Below are 19795 nucleotides of genomic sequence, written 5' to 3' on the forward strand. Positions count from 1 at the left end.
GCGTAACTGTCGATAATGCGACATTCGGTTCGGACAATCCCGATTGTAATAATTTGATGTTGAACTTTTTCTAGTGAATGAGTGTTTACGGTGTTGGCGGGCGATGTTGTTTTGGCTGCCCTGCGGAAAGTCGGTCCCTGGGGGTAGGGACGTTTTGGACTGTCCGCATAGGAGAATTGCGACAGCATGAAATTGCGTGAATTCATAGGTGGGGCGCGGCTGTGGCGAGCCGCAGGCTCCCTGCTCGATGTCTTTACGGCGTTCGCGGCCTTCGTCCTCTCCTACGTCACCGCCTATGGCGAGCGTTTCCTGTTCGCCGTGCCCGGTCTTGAAGAGAAGGCGCTGGGCTTCACCGCGATCTTCATCTGTTTCTTCTGGCTTTTCTCCATGCACCGCGGGTCGTGGCGCTATTTCTCGATCCCCGACATCATGACGATCCTCAAGGTCGTCTCGGCATCGGTGATAGCCTATACGATTGCCGCCTTCCTGCTGACGCGCGGCTCGAACGTGCCGCGGTCGGTGCCGGTGTTGACGCTGATCTATCTGGTTGCCGGCCTGTCGTTCAGCCGGATGACCTATCGTATGGTGATGGAGAGGGCCTTCTTCTTCTGGCCAGGGACGATGAACGGCCGTCAGGGCAGGCCCACGCGCAACGTGCTTCTCTATGGCCTCACCGACAACGCCGAGAGCTTCGTGCGGGCCAACAGGCGCGGCGCGACCAGCGAATTCAACATCGTCGGCATATTGGACGACGGAATTCTCAACCAGGCCCGCATCATCCAGGGCGTCAAGGTCCTGGGCGATTTCGACGAGCTGGAAGCGCTTGCCGACCGTTTCGCGCGGAAAGGGATGCCGATCTCCGAACTGATCGACACCGAATCCGGGCCCAGCAGGCAGCATCTGGCCGAGGTGGTGCAGGCGGCCACCCGGCTGGGCATCAAGGTGTCGCGCATTCCCGACTTCACCGAAACGGCGCTGCTGACGGGCCAGAGCCTGCTTCAGCCGAAGCAGATCGACCTGGGGCATCTGCTGGGCCGGCCGGAGATCGCGGCGGATCTGGAAAGCGTCGCCCGGCTCATCAATGGCCGGGTCGTTCTGGTCACCGGGGCCGGTGGCTCGATCGGCTCCGAACTGAGCCGCCAGATCGCCGAATATGGGCCGTCCGAGCTCATCCTTGCCGACGCTTCCGAATTCCATCTCTACAAGCTCGATATGGAGCTTCGCGAGCACTATCCGCAGATCCGCATGGTGACGAGCCTGGCCAATGTGCGCGACCGCGCCAAGGTGGAGAGCATCTTCGAACGGTTCCGGCCGAACCTCGTCTTCCACACCGCGGCCCTCAAGCATGTGCCGATCGTGGAAGGCAATCCTGTCGAGGGGGTCAAGACCAACCTGCTCGGCACCAGGAATGTCGCCGAGGCGGCCGTCAAATACGGCGTCTCGAATTTCGTGATGATCTCGACCGACAAGGCTGTGAACCCGACCAATGTGATGGGCGCCAGCAAGCGTGCCGCCGAGGCTTACTGCCAGTCTCTGGACATCGCTTGCCAGACGACCTTGTTCACGACGGTCCGGTTCGGCAACGTGCTGGGCTCCAACGGCTCCGTCGTTCCCCGGTTCGAAAAGCAGATCGCCGCCGGCGGCCCGGTGACGGTGACGCATCCCGAAATCACCCGCTTCTTCATGACCATTCCGGAAGCCGTCTGCCTCGTGCTCAACGCGGCGGCCGCCTATGCCGGCAGGAAGCGCGGCGACATCATGGTGCTGGACATGGGCAAGCCGGTGAAGATCGTCCATCTTGCCGAACGCATGATCCAGCTTGCCGGCCTCAAGCCCTATGTCGACATCGACATCGTCTTTACCGGCCTGCGCCCCGGCGAGAAGCTCTACGAGGAGCTTTTCGATCCGTCCGAGGTTTCTCAACGCAGTGAGGACGCTCCTTATTTCGTGGCCTCGCCGCGGGTGATCGACAAGGAGCTGTTCCACAAGACCCTCGGTTTCCTCGAGGGCGCCGTGGAGAGCGAGGACCATGCCCGGGTGGTGGAACTGCTGCGCCACATCGTGCCGGAATTCAGGCCCGGTGCCGTGGTGTCGAGCGATGACGACAACTACGATCCCGAAGCCATTCCCACCGCCGGCAAGGACCGGGAAACGCCTTCCTTTCCGAAGCCTGTCGCATAGTCCGGGACAGTCGCGCGCCCATTTCACCCAGGTGAACCCTGATATTTCCTGTGCCCGCACCTTCCGGCTAGGGGGTGCGATTTGCACTGCGGCCAAGGTTTCCGGCCCGCTTTTCTGCCAATTTCCGCAGTTTCCGCTAATTCAGGCCTTCTATGCCAATGTATAATGGAATTGTTCCAGCAGGCAGATTCCCTTTTGACTATCTGTAAAGAGAAGCTATGAATAATAGCCATGGGGGAACGCCAGTTTGGCGTTGGCATCTGCAAGGGGTTGTTTGATCCTTGCGGAAGTCGAGGGGTTTTGAGTTCAGCATGTCGGACTGGTTTGTTGTCACGACCAAGCCTCGAAAAGAGGTTCAGGCAGCTTTCAATCTGGCCAACCAGGGATTTGACGTGTTCTTGCCGCGGATGCGCAGGACCGTCCGCCATGCCCGTCGCTTTCACATCGCCGTCATCCCGCTGTTTCCCGCCTATCTGTTTCTGGAAGCGTCCTCTGCGGTGCGCTGGCGATCGATCAACGGCACATTTGGCGTGAAACGGATCATCACTGGCGACGATGGTCCCGTTACGGTCGAGCGCGGTTTCGTGGAAGCCCTGAAAAGCCGCGCGAATGACAATGGCGTCGTTGATTTCAGTTCTGAATTGAAGCCCGGTGACAGCGTCGAAATCCTGGATGGGCCGCTGGCGCAGCAAATCGGCCAGCTTGTCGATCTCGATGAGCGTGGCCGGGTAACGGTGTTGATGGAGTTTTTGGCCAGTCGTGTGCCTGTGCAGATGACGGTCGACAGGCTGATGCGAGCCTAGCGGGGCGAGATGTACGACGTGAAGCATGTCCGTTCAAAATGGAGCCCGGTGACGGGATAAGGACATGCGGGGGGCTGAGGCACGTCTGGCGGTTCTGGCGCCTGAGACGTGCCCGTGCGGGGGATAAGACGACACTGGTGCGGTATTTGCACCGGGTGTGCGGTAGCCTTAAACCGAAAAGTCAATGAGGCGATGGGGAGCAGGACGAGCCATAGCTGTATCGGCACAGTGTAGCCATAGCTATCCGCCCGCTCGCCCAACATTGGCCGGTAGCCTTAATCCATGCATATCCGGACTCCGGTTACAGGCAAAAATGCCCTGCCGTTCGAGAACCCGCAGCTTCTCTACTGCTTCGCCATTACACGAACAACTTCCCTTTTCGGGGGAGCCTGACTTGCCACCTTCCGTTCCCAGTCCATGGATGTCCTGACCTGACGAGGCATGACATGATTCCTCTTCAATTGCAACAAATGGTTGCAGATCGCGGTTGCATACATCTACAGATGCGGCTGCGATATCGGCTGCTTGGGGGCCTGCTTCTGGCCGTCGGCATTCCGCTGCTGATAAGGGCGATGGCGGAACCGAAGGTCGTGTACTCCATCAACCTTCAGGTGACGATCACGGCGGCCATCTTCGCCCACATCTCGGGCTATCTGATTTACCGCCGTCTGGATGCGTTTCCAGGTGTCGCCACCTTCGGCACCTTGTTGCCGGCCTTTACCTTGAGCTACGGCTTGGTGTTTCTCGTCATCTTCTTTTTCCGGCTGGACTACAGCCGGTTTCAGGCGGCGGGCTCCTTTCTCATCTCGACATTGTGGTACTTCAGCCTTGCCGCCTCCCTGAACCGCCTGGAGCCCGGCAGGCTGGCGGTGGTCCCCGTGGGAAGTGTCCATCGCCTGGCGGCAGTCAGGGGCGTCGCCTGGCACAGGCTTCAAAGGCCCGGCCTGGTTCCGGGAAGGATCCAGGGCGTCGTGGCGGATTTGCGTGCCGATTTGCCGGATGCCTGGGTTCGCTTCATCACCGGTTGCGTGCTGTCCGGCATGCCGGTCTATCACGTCAAGCAGGTGCTGGAATCCCTGACCGGCCGGGTAGAGATAGAACACCTGTCCGAAAATACGCTGGGGTCCCTCCATCCGAACCAGGCCTACAGCAGGATCAAGCAGGCCGCCGACTGGCTGGTCGCTCTGGCCGTCCTGATCGTGGCATCGCCGCTGCTGCTCATCGTGGCGCTTTTGATCCGGCTCGACTCGCCGGGACCGGCCCTGTTTCGCCAGCAGCGGGTCGGTCATCGAGGAGCGGTGTTCACGCTCTACAAGTTCCGCACCATGCGCGACGATCGCGGCGGCCCCGTAACCGCGCGGGAGAAGGCCATAACCCGGGGAGACGATCCGCGCATCACCCGCATCGGGCGCGTTTTGCGGCGCACCCGTCTCGATGAACTGCCGCAGCTCTTCAACATATTGCGCGGCGAGATGAGCTGGATCGGACCTCGCCCCGAGGCGCTGATGCTGTCCCTGTGGTACGAGAAGGAACTGTCGTTCTACCCCTATCGCCATATCGTGCGGCCCGGCATCACCGGCTGGGCGCAGGTCAACCAGGGCCATGTGGCGGCCATCGGTGACGTGCACGAAAAGCTTCATTACGACTTCTACTACATCAAGAACTTCTCGCCCTGGCTCGATCTGGTCATCGTCATGAGGACCATCCGGATCATGCTGACCGGCTTCGGTGCGAAGTAAAGAAAGCGCAACGACACAGCCGCGATGAAAAGTGACGGCGAGGACATGTCGCTGGCCACCGCGCTGTCGGTGCTGTTCGGCCGGTTGACGCCTTCGCGCCGCCGGGCCTTCGCGCCGCTTATGGTCCTGATGCTGGCGGGTGCCTTGGCCGAGGTCGTGACCATCGGCACGGTGGTGCCGCTTCTGGGCACGGTCGCCCTGCCGGCAAGCAATCCCGGTGGCGGGCCTGCCGTTTTATGGTCCGGGCACATCATGGCAGCCCTGTTTGCAGGAGCGGCGCTCATGGCGGCTGCCTTGCGACTGGCGCTCCTGTGGGCCAGCAACAGGTTCGTCTACGGCGTTTCCTGTGAACTGGGCGTGAGGCTCTATGCGGATACGCTCGCGCAGCCCTATTCCTATCACGCCCAGCACAACTCCAGCGAAATCCTCGCCTCGGTCAATAAGGTCCAGATGGTCACCAGCCATGTGCTGCTGCCGCTGATGTACGGGGCCATCGCGGCGGTGATCGGCCTCGCCATCATTGCCGGCCTGATCGTGATCGACCCCATGGTGGCGCTGGTTTCGGGAACGGGTCTGGCGCTCATCTATCTTGTCGCGTCCTTCGCCGCGCGCCGGGGTCTGCGCCGCAATGGCGCGGTCATCGCTCGTGCGCAGGACAGGCGTGTGCAGACCATGCAGGAAGGACTGGGCGGCATCCGCAACGTGCTGCTCGACCGGTCGCAGGCCGTGTTCGTCGAGGCCTACGAACAGGCGGAGGCCGGCTTCAGCGGGGCGCGGACAAGGAACGCCGTGCTCGCCGGGGCTCCCCGCTTCATCGTCGAGGCGATCGGGATGGTGCTGATCGCCATGATCGCCGTTGTGGTGGTTCAGCGGCCCGGAGGGCTGGCCGCAGCCGTGCCGGTGTTGGCCGCGCTTGCGCTCGGCGCGCAAAAACTGCTGCCGCTGATCCAGCAGGTCTATAACGGCTGGGCGATGGCGATGGGCAACAGGCAGGTTCTGACAGATGTCGTGGAACTGCTGGGCCGGCCGGTTCCGGCGGCGGTGGTCGGGAATGTCCCGCTGCCGTTCAACCATGCCATCAGCCTCGAAAACATCTCCTATGCCTATCCGGGCAGCCCGGCGCCGGTGCTCCGGGGCGTCAATCTCGACATACCGCAGGGGGCGAGGGTCGGCATTGCCGGCAAGACCGGCAGCGGCAAGTCGACCTTGGTGGATCTCGTTCTGGGCCTGCTGGAGCCCGACGCCGGTGTGATCCGCATCGATGGCGTGGCGCTGACGGCGGCGAACCGACCCGCCTGGCAAAGGAACATCGCCCATGTGCCGCAGGCGATCTATCTTGCCGATGCCAGCGTGGCCGAGAACATCGCCTTCGGCGTCAGGCCGCAGGACATCGACCGCGAAAGGGTGCGCCATGCCGCCGAGCAGGCCGAGCTTGCCGATGTGGTCGCGGCGCTGCCGCAGGGCTACGACACGCGGGTGGGCGAGGGCGGCATCCGGCTTTCCGGCGGCCAGCGCCAGCGTATCGGCATTGCACGCGCGCTCTACAAGCAGGCGCGGGTGCTGGTGTTCGACGAGGCGACCAGCGCGCTCGACATGGAAACCGAAAGCGCCGTGATGGCGGCCATCGAAAGGCTCGGCAACGACCTCACGATTCTTGTTATCGCCCATCGGCCGGGCACGCTGGAAAGCTGCGACATGGTGGTGAGGCTGGACGGCGGGACCGTCTCGCGTGCCGGGTGCCTCCCTGTCTTTTCACGGGGCTGAAACCGCAGGCCGTGGGAAAACTGCTGATAATCACCTCGAATTTCTTCCCCGATCCCGTCGTCGGGGCGGTTAGGGCCACGCAGTGGGCAAGGCTCCTGCCTGAGCATGGCTGGCAGGTGGACGTGGCGCGCAAGCACCATGGATATTCCGCGACCGGGGCGGAGGTGTCGGAAGCCGTCCATCCCCATATCAAGGTTCATTTCATAAGCGATGCGCCGTCCCCCTTCACCGCTCGGCGTCTCGGCCGGCTGGGGCCGGCCAAGAACGCCTTTGCTGGCTTCATGGGACGTTTCATGGCGCCGGATACCGGCATCCTGTTCTGGACGACGGCGGGCGACAGGCTGGCAAGGCTTGTCGGGGAAATCCGCCCCGATGCGGTGATCACGACCGGACCGCCGCATTCTGTGCATACGGCTGGCATGCGCCTGAAAAAGTCATTTCCCGATCTGTGCTGGGTGGCCGATTTCCGGGATGTGTACCACGCCCATATGCGCCGAGAGGCCGGATGGATGGAGTGCTGCAAGACCCGTGGAAGCCGTCGCCATGAAGCGGAGGTCTATCGGGCGGCCGATCACATCACCTGCACGTTTCCGGCTCACAAGAGATGGATCGCAAGGCGGTTTCCCGCCGTCGCCGGCAAGACGACGGTGGTGACGAATGGCGTTCCTTCCGAAATCGCCCCGATGGAGCCTTCCCGCGAACCGGGACGGCAGCCCGGCTGGATCAAGGTCGTCGGCTTCTCCGAGGCGCCGGAGACGGTCGCCCTTGCCAGCGCCGTCGCCGCCGTTCGGCGCTCGGGGGAGGCCATCGGTCTTCGGATTGTCGGCCGGCCCCCGTCGGTCAGGCCGGAGATCACGAAAATCCTCGGGAGCGGGGTTGAATTCACGGGCATGGTTGCACATGCGAGGGCGCTCGAGGAGATCGCCTCGGCCCGGATTCTGGTCACGGTGTTGAGCGAGCAGCGAAGCCGCATCCCCGCGATTGCAAGCAAGCTCTTTGAATATCTCGCCATCCCAGCGCCGGTGATCGTCCTCAACCCGTCGAACGCGGCCCGCACCATGTTCTCCAGGCTTTCGGGCTTGTGGATGCTGACGAAGCCAGCGCCCGCCGGGATCGAGGCCGCGATCCTGGCCGCGTTGCGCGCCCCGGAAGACGAGTTGAGGCGTCGCGCGCTGCTTGTCCGGGAAAGGTGGAGCCGGAGCGCGCAGGCGGCGCAACTGGCCTCGATACTCGATGACCTTGTGAAGAAGCGCGATGTCTCCCTTAAAACCCGGCAGGCGGCGCCGGGCGAATGAACCTGCGCCGCCCTATGCGTGACCAGGCAACCGGACCGTCAAGCTCCCGCCATGCCCACCCACGCGGTTCCATTCCAGAACTCGGGCTCATGCGTGCTCGTGTTGTAGATCATCAGGCCCTCCGCCGGGGAAGCGATCGCGTCCCGGTGGGCGCTGTCCATGCGCGGCGGCAGGAAGCCGCGACTGGTGCTGGCCACTTCGAGATGGGCGGAGGCATGCGGCGTCTGAGTGCCGAGGCCGATGCGCATGTCCGACTGGATCGACATGGCCACCTGGGCCGTGCCGGTGAGATAGCGGAACTCGAAGCGGTTGGTGTTGTAGGTGACGCCGAAGTCCCAGCGGCGGATCGAGGGGTCGGTGATGTTGTCCGAACCGTCGCCGACGGCCAGTTCCACCGTCGCCGAATTGCCTGCCGTCTGCCTGCGCCAGACACGGATGACGGCGGCGGGGTCGATCAGGCTCAGCACCCGGCCGGCATTGCCGGGCGTGCCGCTGGTCAGCCGGGCCTGGGTCACTGCGCTGCCGAGCGCCATCGCTCCTGCCACATGCGCGGTGGCAAGCGGTTCGGACGTACCGACGCCGAGACGGGCCGGCGTCGAGACATTGCCCGTGGCCCGGTCCGCCACCAGCGCCGTGTTCCAAAGCGCCCCGTCGGCGGAAACCTTGATGGAAAAATCGTCGGTGCCGGCAAGGCCCATCTCGGTGCGCCCCGACCATGCGGTCTGGAACAGCAGCGAGGCGGTGGTGTCGGGTTCGGCCTTGTTGATCTTGAGCTGGTGGCCTCCGCCGTCATGGGTCAGCAGCGTGGCCGGGCTTGCCACGGCCAGCCGGTTCGTGGCGTCGGCGCTGGTGTTGAGGCCGAGGAGCGGCAGGGTTTCCGGATCGGGCGCCGCCGGAACCCAGCCGGAACCGTCATGAACCAGAAGCGCTGCGGCTGCCGCGTCCCAGATGACCCAGCCCGCGCGGGGTTCGTGGAAATTCCAGGCACCGTCCTGAAAGGCGGCGATGTGGCCGGCCCGGCCGGCGAACGCGCCCGCCGGTTCCGCTCCCAGCGCATGGCGCTGGCCATCGGCGGGGTCGTCGGGCGGGTCGGTTCGGCCGCTGTCTTCCACCTTGATGTGCAGGATGGCGTCGAGCATGCGCAGCGCCTCGTTGTGGGTGACATGCTTCTGCGCCTGCGAGGGCATGATGTAGGGAAGCTTCAGCAATGCGGTAGTCTCGTCCATGGTCGTCGTCGCCTTTCGCCGCTCGTTCGGCGGAAGTGTAGGCCGGCCGGCGGGAGCGTGGATAAAACGGCGGGCAAGGGCGGATCCGGATCGTGGCCGTGACGATCCCGAACCGGGCGGTGTTGCCTCGCCCGAAGGTCATGCCAATGGGGTTTCGGGAGGCAGCGCCTCTTGCCGTCATGCTGGCCATGCGCCTTGCGTCCGGCCCCACCGCCGATTTCAGCTACCTTGTGCTGGCCGGCTATGCCTTGTTCGGCCGCGCCCATGCCATTCGCGCGCTGGGGCTTTCATGGCTCTTCACAATGATCAATCCGGGCCTTGCTCCGGAAGTGGACGCCGCCACGGTCGGGCGCCATGCCGTGCTTTTCGCGGCGGCGGCTTCCGCGATGCTGCACGGCAATCTGCGCAGCGGTAGTTTGCATATGCGTCCGTTTGCCTTTGCCACGCTTCTGCTCGGCCTGTTCATCGCCCTGCACTCGATGCTGTTCAGCCCGATGGCGGATGTCTCCGTGCTGAAGGCAACGGCATGGGTGCTGGCTACGGCGACCTCGGTTTCCCTGTGGAGCGGGCTTTCGGGCCGGCAAGGAGAGAAGGTGGCCCGCCAGTTTTTCCAGGGGCTGGTGGTCATCCTCCTCGCAAGCCTGCCGTTGGCGGCAGCGCCCCTGGGTTACCTGCGCAACGGCACCGGTTTCCAGGGCATCCTCAACCATCCGCAGGCCTTCGGCGCGACCATGGCTCTGCTGTGTGCATGGGCCATGGCGCGCCTGCTGGCAGAGGAGCGGCCGCGATGGTCGCTGTTTGCCGTGGCCGGCGCATCGCTGGCCTGCATCTTCTTGTCGGAGGCGCGCACCGCCGGCCTCGCCCTTGGGCTGGGCGTGGCGCTTGCCGTGTCGCTTGGGCCGATCCTTGTCCGCGAACCTGTTCGCCACGCGCTTCCGGGCCTGCGCAGCGCACGCTTCTGGATGGTGGCGGGGATGGTGATCGCAGCCGGGGCTTCCATGGCGCCGGCCGTCGTCGCCACGGTCCAGAACTATGTCACAAAGTCCGGCCGGGCGCAGGCGGGCGGCGTCGAGGTGACGGGGCTTCTGCAAGCCTATGATCGTTCGCGCGGGCGCGTGGTGGACGCCATGCTGGACAATATCGGAAAACATCCGCTGACAGGCATGGGCTTCGGCATCGCTTCCGAACCGGCGCTGATGGAGGTGAAGAGGGATTCCGTGCTCGGCCTGCCGGTCGGCGCTTCCGTGGAAAAGGGCGTGGTGCCGCTTATGGTGCTGGAGGAACTCGGGATTTTCGGTGCGGTGCTGGTGGCTCTGTGGCTGCTGCCATTGCTCAGGGCAAGCGCTCGGGGCGGCGTGGCCGCCCTGGCGGTCTGCCTCACCGCATTGCTGCTCAACATGGGCGAGGCCATCCTGTTTTCCCCCGGTGGCATGGGGCTGCTACCCCTGATCCTGTTTGGCTGGGCGTATTCCTGCGGTTCTGCCTTGCTGCGGAAGGCGTGATGGCGGGCGCGGTCTGGTTCTGGCAGCGCATGGTCTCGCCGCATATGGCCGGGCTGGCGGCAGCCCTGGCTGCGCGCGGCCGAAACGTCACCTATGTTGCCCAAGCGGAGATGTCGGCGGCTCGCAAGGCGCAGGGCTGGCACGTGCCGCCGCTGGGCGACGCGCGATTGCTGCTGGCGCCGACCGCCGATGCGGTGCGCCGATTGGTCGATCGCGTGCCCGACGGCAGCCTCCATATCTGCCAGGGGCTGAGGGGAAACGGGATGATTTCCATTGCCCAGCGGCAGCTTGCCGCCCGTGGGCTGGTGCAATGGGCGGCCTTGGAAGCAGTGGACGATGGCGGATGGCGGGGCTGGTTCAAGCGGCTCGCATATCGCCGCCTGATCGAAAACCGGCGTGCGTATCTGCAAGGCGTTCTGGCCATCGGCCACACCACCTCGCCATGGCTGGCCGCACGCGGGCTAGCGGCCGAAAAAGTGGTTCCCTTCGCCTACTTCCTGCCTGACCGCGTTCCGGACACGGTCGCGGATTTTGATACCGGGCCGAAGTTCCGTTTCCTGTTCGTTGGCCGGTTTGTCGAATTGAAGCGGCTGGATCTGCTGGTTGCGGCGCTCGCAGCCCTGCCGGACAGGGCTTTTGAACTGGTCGTGGTGGGTTCCGGGCCGCTGGAAGAGAAATTGCGGAAAACGGCGGCCGAAAAATTGCCGGGGCAGGTGCGCTGGCTGGGCCGGCGGCCCATGGCGGAGGTTCAGGCGCAAATGGCGCGGGCGGATTGCCTCGTGCTGCCCAGCCGCTACGACGGCTGGGGCGCGGTGGTGTCCGAAGCGCTCATGGCCGGCACGCCCGCCATCTGCTCCGATGCCTGCGGCGCCGCCGGCGCGGTGCTGGCTAGCAATCATGGCGGCGTGTTTCCATCGGGTGATGCTCCGGGTCTGGGCAGGCTGCTGGCCGAAGCCGTGGCGAAAGGCCGGCAGACGTCGGATGAGCGCCGTCGGTTGGCCGCGTGGGCACGCTGCCTCGGCGCAACCGCCGGCGCCGCCTATCTGGACGCACTTCTTTTTCCTCGAACGAATGTCATGCCGCGGGCGCCGTGGGCTCCGGCCGGGACGTGCATCGAACCGGCATGAGCGAAGCCGCAAGCGCACGTCCGGTCGTGCTGGTTTTCCTGCGCTGCTACCTGCCGGGCTATAAATCCGGCGGGCCAGTCCGCACCATCGCCAATCTGGTGGAAGCTCTGGGAGACGAGCTGGATTTCCGCATCGTTACCTGCGACCGTGACGCGACCGACACTAGGCCTTACCCCCAGATCGATGCTGCAAGCGGCTGGCAGCGGATCGGCAAGGCGAAGGTGCTCTATCTCGCGCCGCGGCAAAGGGGCTTGTCGAGGATCGCGCGGATATTGCGGGAGACGCCGCACGAAACGCTCTATCTGAACAGTTTTTTCGATCCGGACTTCACCGTGAAGCCGCTTCTCGCGCGCCGGTTCGGGCGTGCCCCGAAAAGCAGATGTGTCGTTGCCCCGCGCGGCGAGTTCGCCCAGGGCGCGCTTGCCCTGAAGCCGGCCCGCAAGAAGGCGTTCCTGGCGCTGGTCGGGGCGTTCGGCCTGTATCGAGACCTGGAATGGCAGGCGTCGACCGCGTCCGAGGCCGCCGACATCCGGCGCACGCTGGGGCCGCTCGCCTGTAATGTCAGGATTGCGACCAATCTGCCGGAGATCGCCGAGCCCCGGACAACCCTCCTCACCCGCCCAACCCTTGCAAGCGACCCGTTGCGCGTCGTTTTCCTGTCGCGCATCTCGCCGATGAAGAACCTCGATTTCGCTCTGGAGGTGCTTCGTCGCGTTCGGATGCCCGTTCGCTTCGACATCTATGGCCCGGTTCGCGACGAGGTTTACTGGGCGCGCTGCAAACGACTGATCCGCAAACTTCCGCGCCGTGTGCAGGCCAGCCATCACGGCAGCGTGGAGCATGAGCGGGTTCGCTCCGTCCTTGCCGGCTACGACCTGTTTTTCCTGCCCACACTGGGCGAAAACTACGGTCACGCCATCCTCGAAGCTTTTGCCGCCGGGGTGCCGGTGCTGATTTCCGATGCAACGCCGTGGCGCGATCTGGAAGAGATCGGCATCGGCTGGGACCTTCCGCTTGGAAATGCAGACCTTTTTGCAGGCAGGATCGACCACATGGCGCGCCTGCCGGCTGCCGTGAAAATGCAAATGAGGGTTCGCGCGGTCGCCTTCGCCGAAAGCCGGGGAACCGATGCCGCCGCGCTCGAAGCGAACCGCAAGCTCTTCACCTGCCTGTCGCAACCATGAGACAAATCCTGCAATCGCTTAAAACCGGCGCGATCGAGCTTGCCGAGGTGCCGTGTCCCGTCGCCGGGCGCGGACAGGTGCTGATCCGCTCATCGCGCACGCTGGTATCGGCCGGCACCGAGCGCATGCTGGTCGATTTCGGCAAGGCGGGCCTGATCGGCAAGGCGCGTCGCCAGCCGGACAAGGTGCGGCAAGTGCTCGACAGGATCAGGACGGACGGGTTGGCGCCGACGCTGGAGGCCGTGCGCAACAGGCTCGACCAGCCGCTGCCGCTTGGCTATTGTAATGTCGGCCGGGTGCTGGAGGCCGGTTCCGGCGTCACCGGCTTCTCGACCGGCCAGCGCGTCGTCTCCAATGGCGGCCATGCCGAGGTGGTTGCGGCCCCGGTCAATCTCTGCGCCAGGGTTCCCGATGCGGTGTCGGACGACGAGGCCGCCTTTGCGGTGATCGGCGCGGTTGCCCTTCAGGGCATAAGGCTGGCGCAGCCGACCTTGGGCGAAGCGGTGGTCGTAAGCGGTCTCGGCTTGATCGGGCTGCTCGCCGTGCAATTGCTGCGCGCCCATGGCTGCCGGGTGCTGGGCCTCGATGTCGATCCGGCAAGGCTGCGGCTCGCGGAAAGCTTCGGGGCCGAGACCTTCGATCTTTCGACCGGGGCCGGCCCGATGGCCGCCGCGCACAACTTCTCCCGTGGGCGCGGCGTCGATGCTGTCCTCGTCACAGCCTCGACCCGCAGCAGTGGACCCGTGCATCAGGCCGCGCAGATGAGCCGCAAGCGCGGCCGCATCGTGCTCGTCGGCGTCACCGGGCTCGAATTGTCGCGCGCCGATTTCTACGAGAAGGAACTGAGCTTCCAGGTATCCTGCTCCTACGGCCCCGGCCGCCACGATCCGGGCTACGAGGAAAAGGGGCATGACTACCCGGCGGGTTTCGTACGCTGGACCGCGCAGCGGAATTTCGAGGCCGTGCTCGACATGATGGCGGACGGCCGGCTCGACGTAAGGCCGCTGGTCTCGCACCGTTTTCCGCTTTCCGGGGCCGGCAGGGCGTATGAAATCCTCGCGGGCGAAGGGCCATCGCTTGGAATACTCCTCGATCATTCGGCGATGGAGCACGCCGAACCGGCCATTCACCGCGTGGTGGCGTTGCGGCCGCCGGCGCCGGCCGGTGCCGGTAAGGTCGCCATGGGTTTCATAGGGGCGGGAAGCCATGCCGGCGCGGTTCTGGCGCCCGCCTTCAAGGCGACGGGCGCGAGTCTGGTGACCGTCGCGTCACGGGGCGGGGTCAGCGGCCTTCATGTCGGGCGCAAATTCGGTTTCGGGAAGGCAACCACCGATAGCGCCGAGGTGCTGGAAGACCCGGCGGTCGACGCGGTGGTGATCGCCACGCGCCATGACAGCCATGCGGACCTCGTTTGCCGCGCGCTGGCTGCTGGCAAGCATGTTTTCGTGGAGAAGCCGCTGGCCCTTGCGTGTGACGGGCTCGATGCCATCGAGGCCGCGCGCGATGCGGCCGCGGGCGCCGGTATCGCGCCTGTCGTCATGGTCGGCTTCAATCGCAGGTTCGCCCCCCATATACGCAGGATCAGGAGCCTGCTTGGGGACGCGCCCGGGCCGAAGGCGTTCGTCATGACGGTCAATGCGGGGTCGGTTCCGGCCAGTCACTGGACACAGGACCCGGAAACGGGTGGCGGGCGCATCGTCGGGGAAGCCTGCCATTTCATCGACTTGCTGCGTCATCTCGCCGGTGCGCCCATCAGTGGCTACGATCTACGAGCCATGGATGGACCGGCCGGCGATACGGTCATCATCACGCTGACCTTCGCCGACGGCTCGCTCGGTTCGATCCATTATTTCGCCAACGGCTCGAGGCGCTTTCCCAAGGAGCGGCTGGAGGTGTTTGCCGGCGGTGGGGTTCTCCAACTGGACAATTTCCGCCGTCTGCGTGGCTTCGGCTGGCCGGGCTTTCGCAGTATGAGCCTGTGGCGGCAGGACAAGGGTTGGAAAGCTTGCGCCCTGGCCTTCGTGCGGGCGGTGGAGCAGGGTGGGGAAGGGCCGATCCCGTTCCGCGAATTGCTGGAGGTCGGCAGGGTGACGGTCGAGCTTGCGGCGGCAGTGCCGGGAAGGGGTACGGGTCGCTGCCCCTCATAGACATCGTTGCCGGCGCGCGGCCGAACTTCGTGAAGGTCGCTTCCATCGTCCGCGCAATGCAAAGGCGCCGGGCCGAGGGTGGGCATCTGGCCTACAGGCTCATCCATACCGGCCAGCACTATGACGCGCGCATGTCCGGCGACTTCTTCGCCCAGCTCGGCATTCCCGAGCCGGACGTCAACCTTCTGGCGGGTTCGGGAACACAGGCGGAGCAGACGGCTGCGATCATGACGGGCTACGAAAAACTGCTCATGCAGGCCCCCGGCAGGCTCTGCCTCGTGGTCGGCGATGTCACCTCCACCATGGCCTGTGCGATCGCCGCGCAGAAGCTGAAAGTGCCGGTCGCCCATGTCGAGGCGGGCATCCGCTCCGGCGACTGGACCATGCCGGAAGAGATCAACCGCAGGGTGACCGACGCCATCACCAACTGGTTCTTCACCACCAGCGCAGGGGCAGGTGACAATCTCCGGCACGCGGGCATCGAGGATGAGCGCATCTTCTTTGTCGGCAACACGATGATCGACACCTTGCTGGCCAATCTCGACCGGTTGCGCTCACCTCCGTTCTGGAGCGAATTGGGCCTGTCGCCGGGCAGTTATTTTGTCATGACGTTGCACCGCCCCTCCAATGTGGACGAGGCTGCTTGCCTGGAGCGATTGCTGAAATCCATCGGCGCGTGCGCGCGCGGCTTGCCGGTGATTTTCCCGGTCCATCCGCGCACGGCGCGAACGCTTCGGAACACTTCCGGCCTGCCGGGCTCGATATGTTTCGTCGAGCCGCAGCCTTATCTCGAATTCAACCATCTGGTTCGCCATGCCAGGGCGGTCATCACCGATTCCGGCGGTGTCAGCGAGGAGGCGACGGTCATGGACGTGCCGTGCATGACGCTGCGCCACAGGACGGAACGGCCGGAAACCGTGTCGATCGGTACCAACGAGGTTGTAGGAACGGATGCGGCCGCACTTCGGGAGGCGTTCGAGCGGCTGTTCGCCGGCCAATGGAAGCGCGGCAAAATTCCCGACAAGTGGGACGGCCGCACCGGGGAGCGCATCGTGACGGCGCTCGAGGAGCTGCTGCCGGCGTGAACATGCCGCGTCTTTACTGGGAAACCCTGCGCCATTTGCGGCCGGTCCAGATCTATGGCCGTGCATGGTCTCGCGCCACCCGCCCCCGGCCGGACCTGCACCCCGCGCCGCTGCAGCGGGCCCTTCAAGGGCCTTGGGTGGCACCTGCGCGGCGGCGCCGGAGCCAGACCGGGCCGGAAGAATTCTGTTTCCTCAACGAGGCGCACTCGCTGTCGCACCATGGCTGGGACGATCCTGGGCTTTCCAGGCTGTGGCGCTACAACCTCCACTATTTCGACGATCTCAACGCCGAGGGTGCCGCGCGGCGCGGAGCATGGCACAAAGCCCTCATCGCACGCTGGATCGCTGAAAACCCACCCGGCGCGGGGAGCGGCTGGGAACCTTATCCGACCTCCTTGCGGATCGTGAACTGGATCAAATGGGCGCTGGCCGGCAATGTCCTTGCCGGGGAAGCACTGCACAGCCTCGCCATCCAAACCCGCTGGCTGGCCCGGCGGCTGGAGCGTCATCTGCTCGGCAATCATCTCCTGGCCAATGCCAAGGCGCTGGTCTTTGCCGGTTCCTTTTTCTCCGGTCATGAGGCGGAGGGCTGGCGGCAGCTTGGCTTTCGGCTTCTGGAGCGGGAGGTGGACGAGCAAATCCTCGCGGATGGCGGTCATTTCGAGCTGAGTACGATGTATCACGCGCTGGTGCTCGAGGACATGCTCGACCTCGTCAACGTCATGCGCAGCAGCGGAGCCACGGTCCCTCCTGCATGGGGCGCAAAGATCGCGGCGATGCGCGGATGGCTTGCCTGCATGTGCCATCCCGATGGCGAGATCGCCTTCTTCAATGACGCCGCGATCGGGATCGCTCCGCCTCCCAAGGCTTTGGAGCATTACGCGACGCATCTCGGCTTTCCTTCCTGTGAAGCTGTGCGGAACGGATGTACCTGGCTGCGCGATAGCGGCTACTTCCGGTTGCAGGACAGCCGCGCGGTGGCGCTGATCGACGTGGCACGTGTCGGCCCGGACCATCTTCCGGGCCATGCCCATGCAGATACGCTGTCCTTCGAACTGTCGGTTCGTGGGCAGCGGGTTATCGTCAATTCCGGAACGTCGCTTTACGGCAGTGGGCTGGAGCGCCAGCGACAGCGGGGAACGGCCGCCCACAACACCGTCGTTATCGACGGACAGGATTCCTCGGAGGTCTGGTCGGGATTCCGAGTGGCGCGGCGGGCGCGGCCGCACGGAATTTCGGTGACGCAGGCGGTTGGCGGTCCGGTCGTGGCCTGCGGCCATGACGGCTATGCGCGCCTGCCGGGGCGGCCCTACCACCACCGCACCTGGATCTTCGCGGAGGACGGCCTGACTGTCAGAGATGCGGTCCGGGGCTCCCTTGCGGTGGCCGAGGCGCTGTTCCATTTCCATCCGGACCATACCGCCATCCTTTCCGAAGACGGCCGGTCGGGCCGGCTGATATCAGCATCCATGGAGGTTCTGCGCTGGCGTCTTGCCTGTGGCGAGGCCCGCCTGCAGCCATCGAGCTGGCATTCCGAATTCGGCTTGAGCCAGCCTTCGCAATGCCTGGCGGTCAGGCTCAGCGAAGGCAAAAGTGCCGTCGAATTCCGCTGGTCCGCCGCCTGACGGTTTCCGCATGCATATCCTGTTCCTGACCGACAATTTTCCCCCGGAAGTGAATGCCCCGGCCAGCCGTACATTCGAGCATTGTCGCGAATGGGTCGAGGCAGGCCACAGGGTGACGGTCATCACCTGTGCACCCAATTTTCCGGCGGGAAAGCTGTTCGAAGGCTATCGGAACCGGGTGTTCGGCCGCGAGACGACGGCCGGCATCGAGGTGGTGCGGGTGTGGAGCTACATCGCCGCCAACGAGGGCTTTCTGCGCCGCAGCCTCGACTATATGAGCTTCATGGTTTCTGCGATCCCGGCTGGTCTTGTGGTCGGGCGGCCGGATGTCGTCATCGCCACCTCTCCGCAATTCTTTGCCGCCTGCGCGGGCTACTTCGTCAGTCGTTTGCATCGCGTGCCGTTCATTTTCGAGCTGCGCGACCTGTGGCCGGAGTCGATCCGTGCCGTCGGCGCGATAAAGCGGCCGTCGCTGCTTTCGGCTCTGGAGAAGCTGGAGCTGTTCCTCTACCGCAAGGCAACGATGATCGTTGCGGTAACGCATTCCTTCAAGAGGAAGCTCGCCGAGCGGGGCATCGATCCGGCAAAACTCCATGTCGTGACCAACGGTGCCGACCTGCGCCTGTTTCGACAGGCTCCAAAGGACGAGGAACTGGCGCGGCAGTTGGGTCTCCGGGGTAAATTCGTCGCCGGCTACATCGGCACCCATGGCCTTGCCCATGCGCTGGAAACGCTGCTGGAAACCGCCCGGCTGCTGCGGGAGGAGGGTCGCGAGGACATCCATTTGCTGTTCCTGGGAGACGGGGCGGCAAAGGCATCGCTTTGCAGGCGGGCGCGGGACATGGGGCTTTCCAACGTCACCTTTCTCGATCCCGTGCCGAGAGCGCAGGTCGCACGCTACTGGTCGCTGCTGGATGCGTCCGTCATCCATCTGCGCCGCAACGAGCTTTTCACCACGGTGATCCCGTCCAAACTGTTCGAGAGCATGGCCATGGGCGTTCCGGTCCTGCTCGGCGTTCGCGGGGAAGCGGCGGAGCTTGTTGAGCGCGAGGAGGCCGGTCTCGTCTTCGAACCGGAGGATGCAGCCCATCTGCGCGGCCGATTGGTCGAGCTGGCGGCCGACGATGTGCTTGCCTCGACATTGGGCGACAACGGCACGCGGGCGGTCGTCAAATACGACCGGCGCCGTCTGGCCAGCCATATGCTTCGGCTTGTCGAGGGCTGTGTGAGCGGCGAAACGGCAGTGCGGGAAGTCCCTGCCAAGCCCTGATCGACGGGTGTTTCGACAATCCTGTTTTCACGAATGGACAAGGCGATGAGCGCAACCCGAAGCCTGCTTCCTGTCATACTCTTGTTGGGCTTCACCTGTGGCTGCACCAGCACCGCCAATACCGGCGCGGCCCCTTCGGATGTGCTGGCCTTGCAGTCGGGGCCAGAGGCGTCCACGGCTGACGGGAGTCTCAAGCTGGTGAAGGACCTGCCGGCCCCGGCTGGCACGCGTGACGGGACCGAACAATCCCTGTCGCCGAACGATGTTCTGGAGATCAGCGTCTATCAGGCGGCGTCCCTCGACCGCACGGTGCAGGTCGATTCCTCCGGTCTCATTTCCCTGCCCTTGATCGGGGTGAGGACAGCCGCCGGCAAGTCCGTGCGCCAGTTGGAGCGGGAACTGGAGAAGGCCTACGGCGCCTCCTACCTGCAATCGCCCGATATCACGGTATTCCTCAAGGAATCGGCCGGCCAGCGCGTGACCATCGACGGGGAGGTCGCCCGGGCCGGCCTCTATCCGGTTTCCGCGGGCACCACCTTGCTCGATGCCATCGCACTGGCGGGCGGCTTCCGCGATGTCGCCGACCAGGGCAAGGTCTATGTGTTCCGTGAGGTCGGAGGCGCCAGACTTGTAGCCAATTATGATGTGGGCGCCATTCGCAGCGGCCGCATGGCCAATCCCCGCATCTATGGCGGCGATGTCGTCATGGTGTTCACGTCACAAGGCCGGGTGGCGCTCAACAATCTGAAGGAAGCGCTGGGGATTGCGGTCAACGCGAGCCGGCTGGCCGTCATTCCATGATGCAATCCAATGACTTGAGGCGATCGTTCCGCGTTCCGGGGGAGGG

General features: G+C 64.6%; 14 protein-coding genes. 13 read left to right on the top strand and 1 reads right to left on the bottom strand.

Translation table 11 applies throughout. The features are described 5' to 3' along the window. Positions 1–186 precede the first annotated feature (186 nt). The 5 genes from ACVCNR_RS14415 (at position 187) to ACVCNR_RS14435 (ending at position 7782) form a co-directional block, all read left to right on the top strand. On the top strand, positions 187–2181 hold the full coding sequence (locus tag ACVCNR_RS14415) for a polysaccharide biosynthesis protein (RefSeq protein WP_354196724.1): 1995 nt from the start codon (positions 187–189) through the stop codon (positions 2179–2181). 311 nt (positions 2182–2492) lie between these two features. Beyond that, the gene (locus tag ACVCNR_RS14420; protein WP_354196725.1) at positions 2493–2984 is read left to right on the top strand and encodes a transcription termination/antitermination NusG family protein; all 492 of its coding nucleotides are present in this window, start codon (positions 2493–2495) and stop codon (positions 2982–2984) included. 503 nt (positions 2985–3487) lie between these two features. After that, positions 3488–4723: an exopolysaccharide biosynthesis polyprenyl glycosylphosphotransferase gene (locus tag ACVCNR_RS14425; RefSeq protein WP_354196727.1), complete on the top strand. Its 1236-nt coding sequence runs from the start codon at positions 3488–3490 to the stop codon at positions 4721–4723. Positions 4724–4747: 24 nt separating this feature from the next. Then, a complete protein-coding gene (locus ACVCNR_RS14430) occupies positions 4748–6487 on the top strand; it encodes an ABC transporter ATP-binding protein (protein ID WP_447075247.1) in 1740 nt (579 codons plus the stop codon). A gap of 11 nt (positions 6488–6498) precedes the next feature. Continuing rightward, positions 6499–7782 (top strand): glycosyltransferase family protein, encoded by a 1284-nt coding sequence (locus tag ACVCNR_RS14435; protein ID WP_447075248.1) that lies wholly within the window; start codon positions 6499–6501, stop codon positions 7780–7782. Between the two features lie 38 nt (positions 7783–7820). Here the strand turns inward: ACVCNR_RS14435 and ACVCNR_RS14440 are convergent, their stop codons facing one another. Then, complete coding sequence (locus ACVCNR_RS14440) at positions 7821–9008, bottom strand: DUF2793 domain-containing protein (RefSeq protein WP_447075249.1); 1188 nt, start codon at positions 9006–9008, stop codon at positions 7821–7823. A 92-nt stretch (positions 9009–9100) separates the two neighbouring features. Here ACVCNR_RS14440 and ACVCNR_RS14445 point away from each other — a divergent pair, with 92 nt between their 5' ends. From ACVCNR_RS14445 to ACVCNR_RS14480, 8 genes are read left to right on the top strand one after another with little or no spacing between them, the layout of a single operon-like run. Then, positions 9101–10510 (top strand): O-antigen ligase family protein, encoded by a 1410-nt coding sequence (locus ACVCNR_RS14445; RefSeq protein ID WP_447075250.1) that lies wholly within the window; start codon positions 9101–9103, stop codon positions 10508–10510. After that, a complete protein-coding gene (locus tag ACVCNR_RS14450; RefSeq protein ID WP_447075251.1) occupies positions 10510–11637 on the top strand; it encodes a glycosyltransferase family 4 protein in 1128 nt (375 codons plus the stop codon). The genes ACVCNR_RS14445 and ACVCNR_RS14450 overlap by 1 nt, the downstream gene beginning before the upstream one ends. Then, complete coding sequence (locus ACVCNR_RS14455; RefSeq protein ID WP_447075252.1) at positions 11634–12821, top strand: glycosyltransferase family 4 protein; 1188 nt, start codon at positions 11634–11636, stop codon at positions 12819–12821. The genes ACVCNR_RS14450 and ACVCNR_RS14455 overlap by 4 nt, the downstream gene beginning before the upstream one ends. Continuing rightward, on the top strand, positions 12818–14968 hold the full coding sequence (locus tag ACVCNR_RS14460; protein WP_447075253.1) for a bi-domain-containing oxidoreductase: 2151 nt from the start codon (positions 12818–12820) through the stop codon (positions 14966–14968). The genes ACVCNR_RS14455 and ACVCNR_RS14460 overlap by 4 nt, the downstream gene beginning before the upstream one ends. A 29-nt stretch (positions 14969–14997) precedes the next feature. Next, positions 14998–16053, top strand: a complete 1056-nt coding sequence (wecB, locus tag ACVCNR_RS14465; protein WP_447075254.1) for a non-hydrolyzing UDP-N-acetylglucosamine 2-epimerase — start codon at positions 14998–15000, stop codon at positions 16051–16053. A 2-nt stretch (positions 16054–16055) separates the two neighbouring features. Next, a complete protein-coding gene (locus tag ACVCNR_RS14470) occupies positions 16056–17678 on the top strand; it encodes a heparinase II/III family protein (RefSeq protein WP_447075707.1) in 1623 nt (540 codons plus the stop codon). 10 nt (positions 17679–17688) lie between these two features. Next, positions 17689–18948, top strand: coding sequence for a glycosyltransferase family 4 protein (locus tag ACVCNR_RS14475; RefSeq protein ID WP_447075255.1), 1260 nt, complete (start codon positions 17689–17691; stop codon positions 18946–18948). Between the two features lie 45 nt (positions 18949–18993). Then, a complete protein-coding gene (locus tag ACVCNR_RS14480) occupies positions 18994–19749 on the top strand; it encodes a polysaccharide biosynthesis/export family protein (RefSeq protein ID WP_447075256.1) in 756 nt (251 codons plus the stop codon). Positions 19750–19795: the final 46 nt, after the last annotated feature.

The organism is Aquamicrobium terrae, assembly GCF_052978165.1.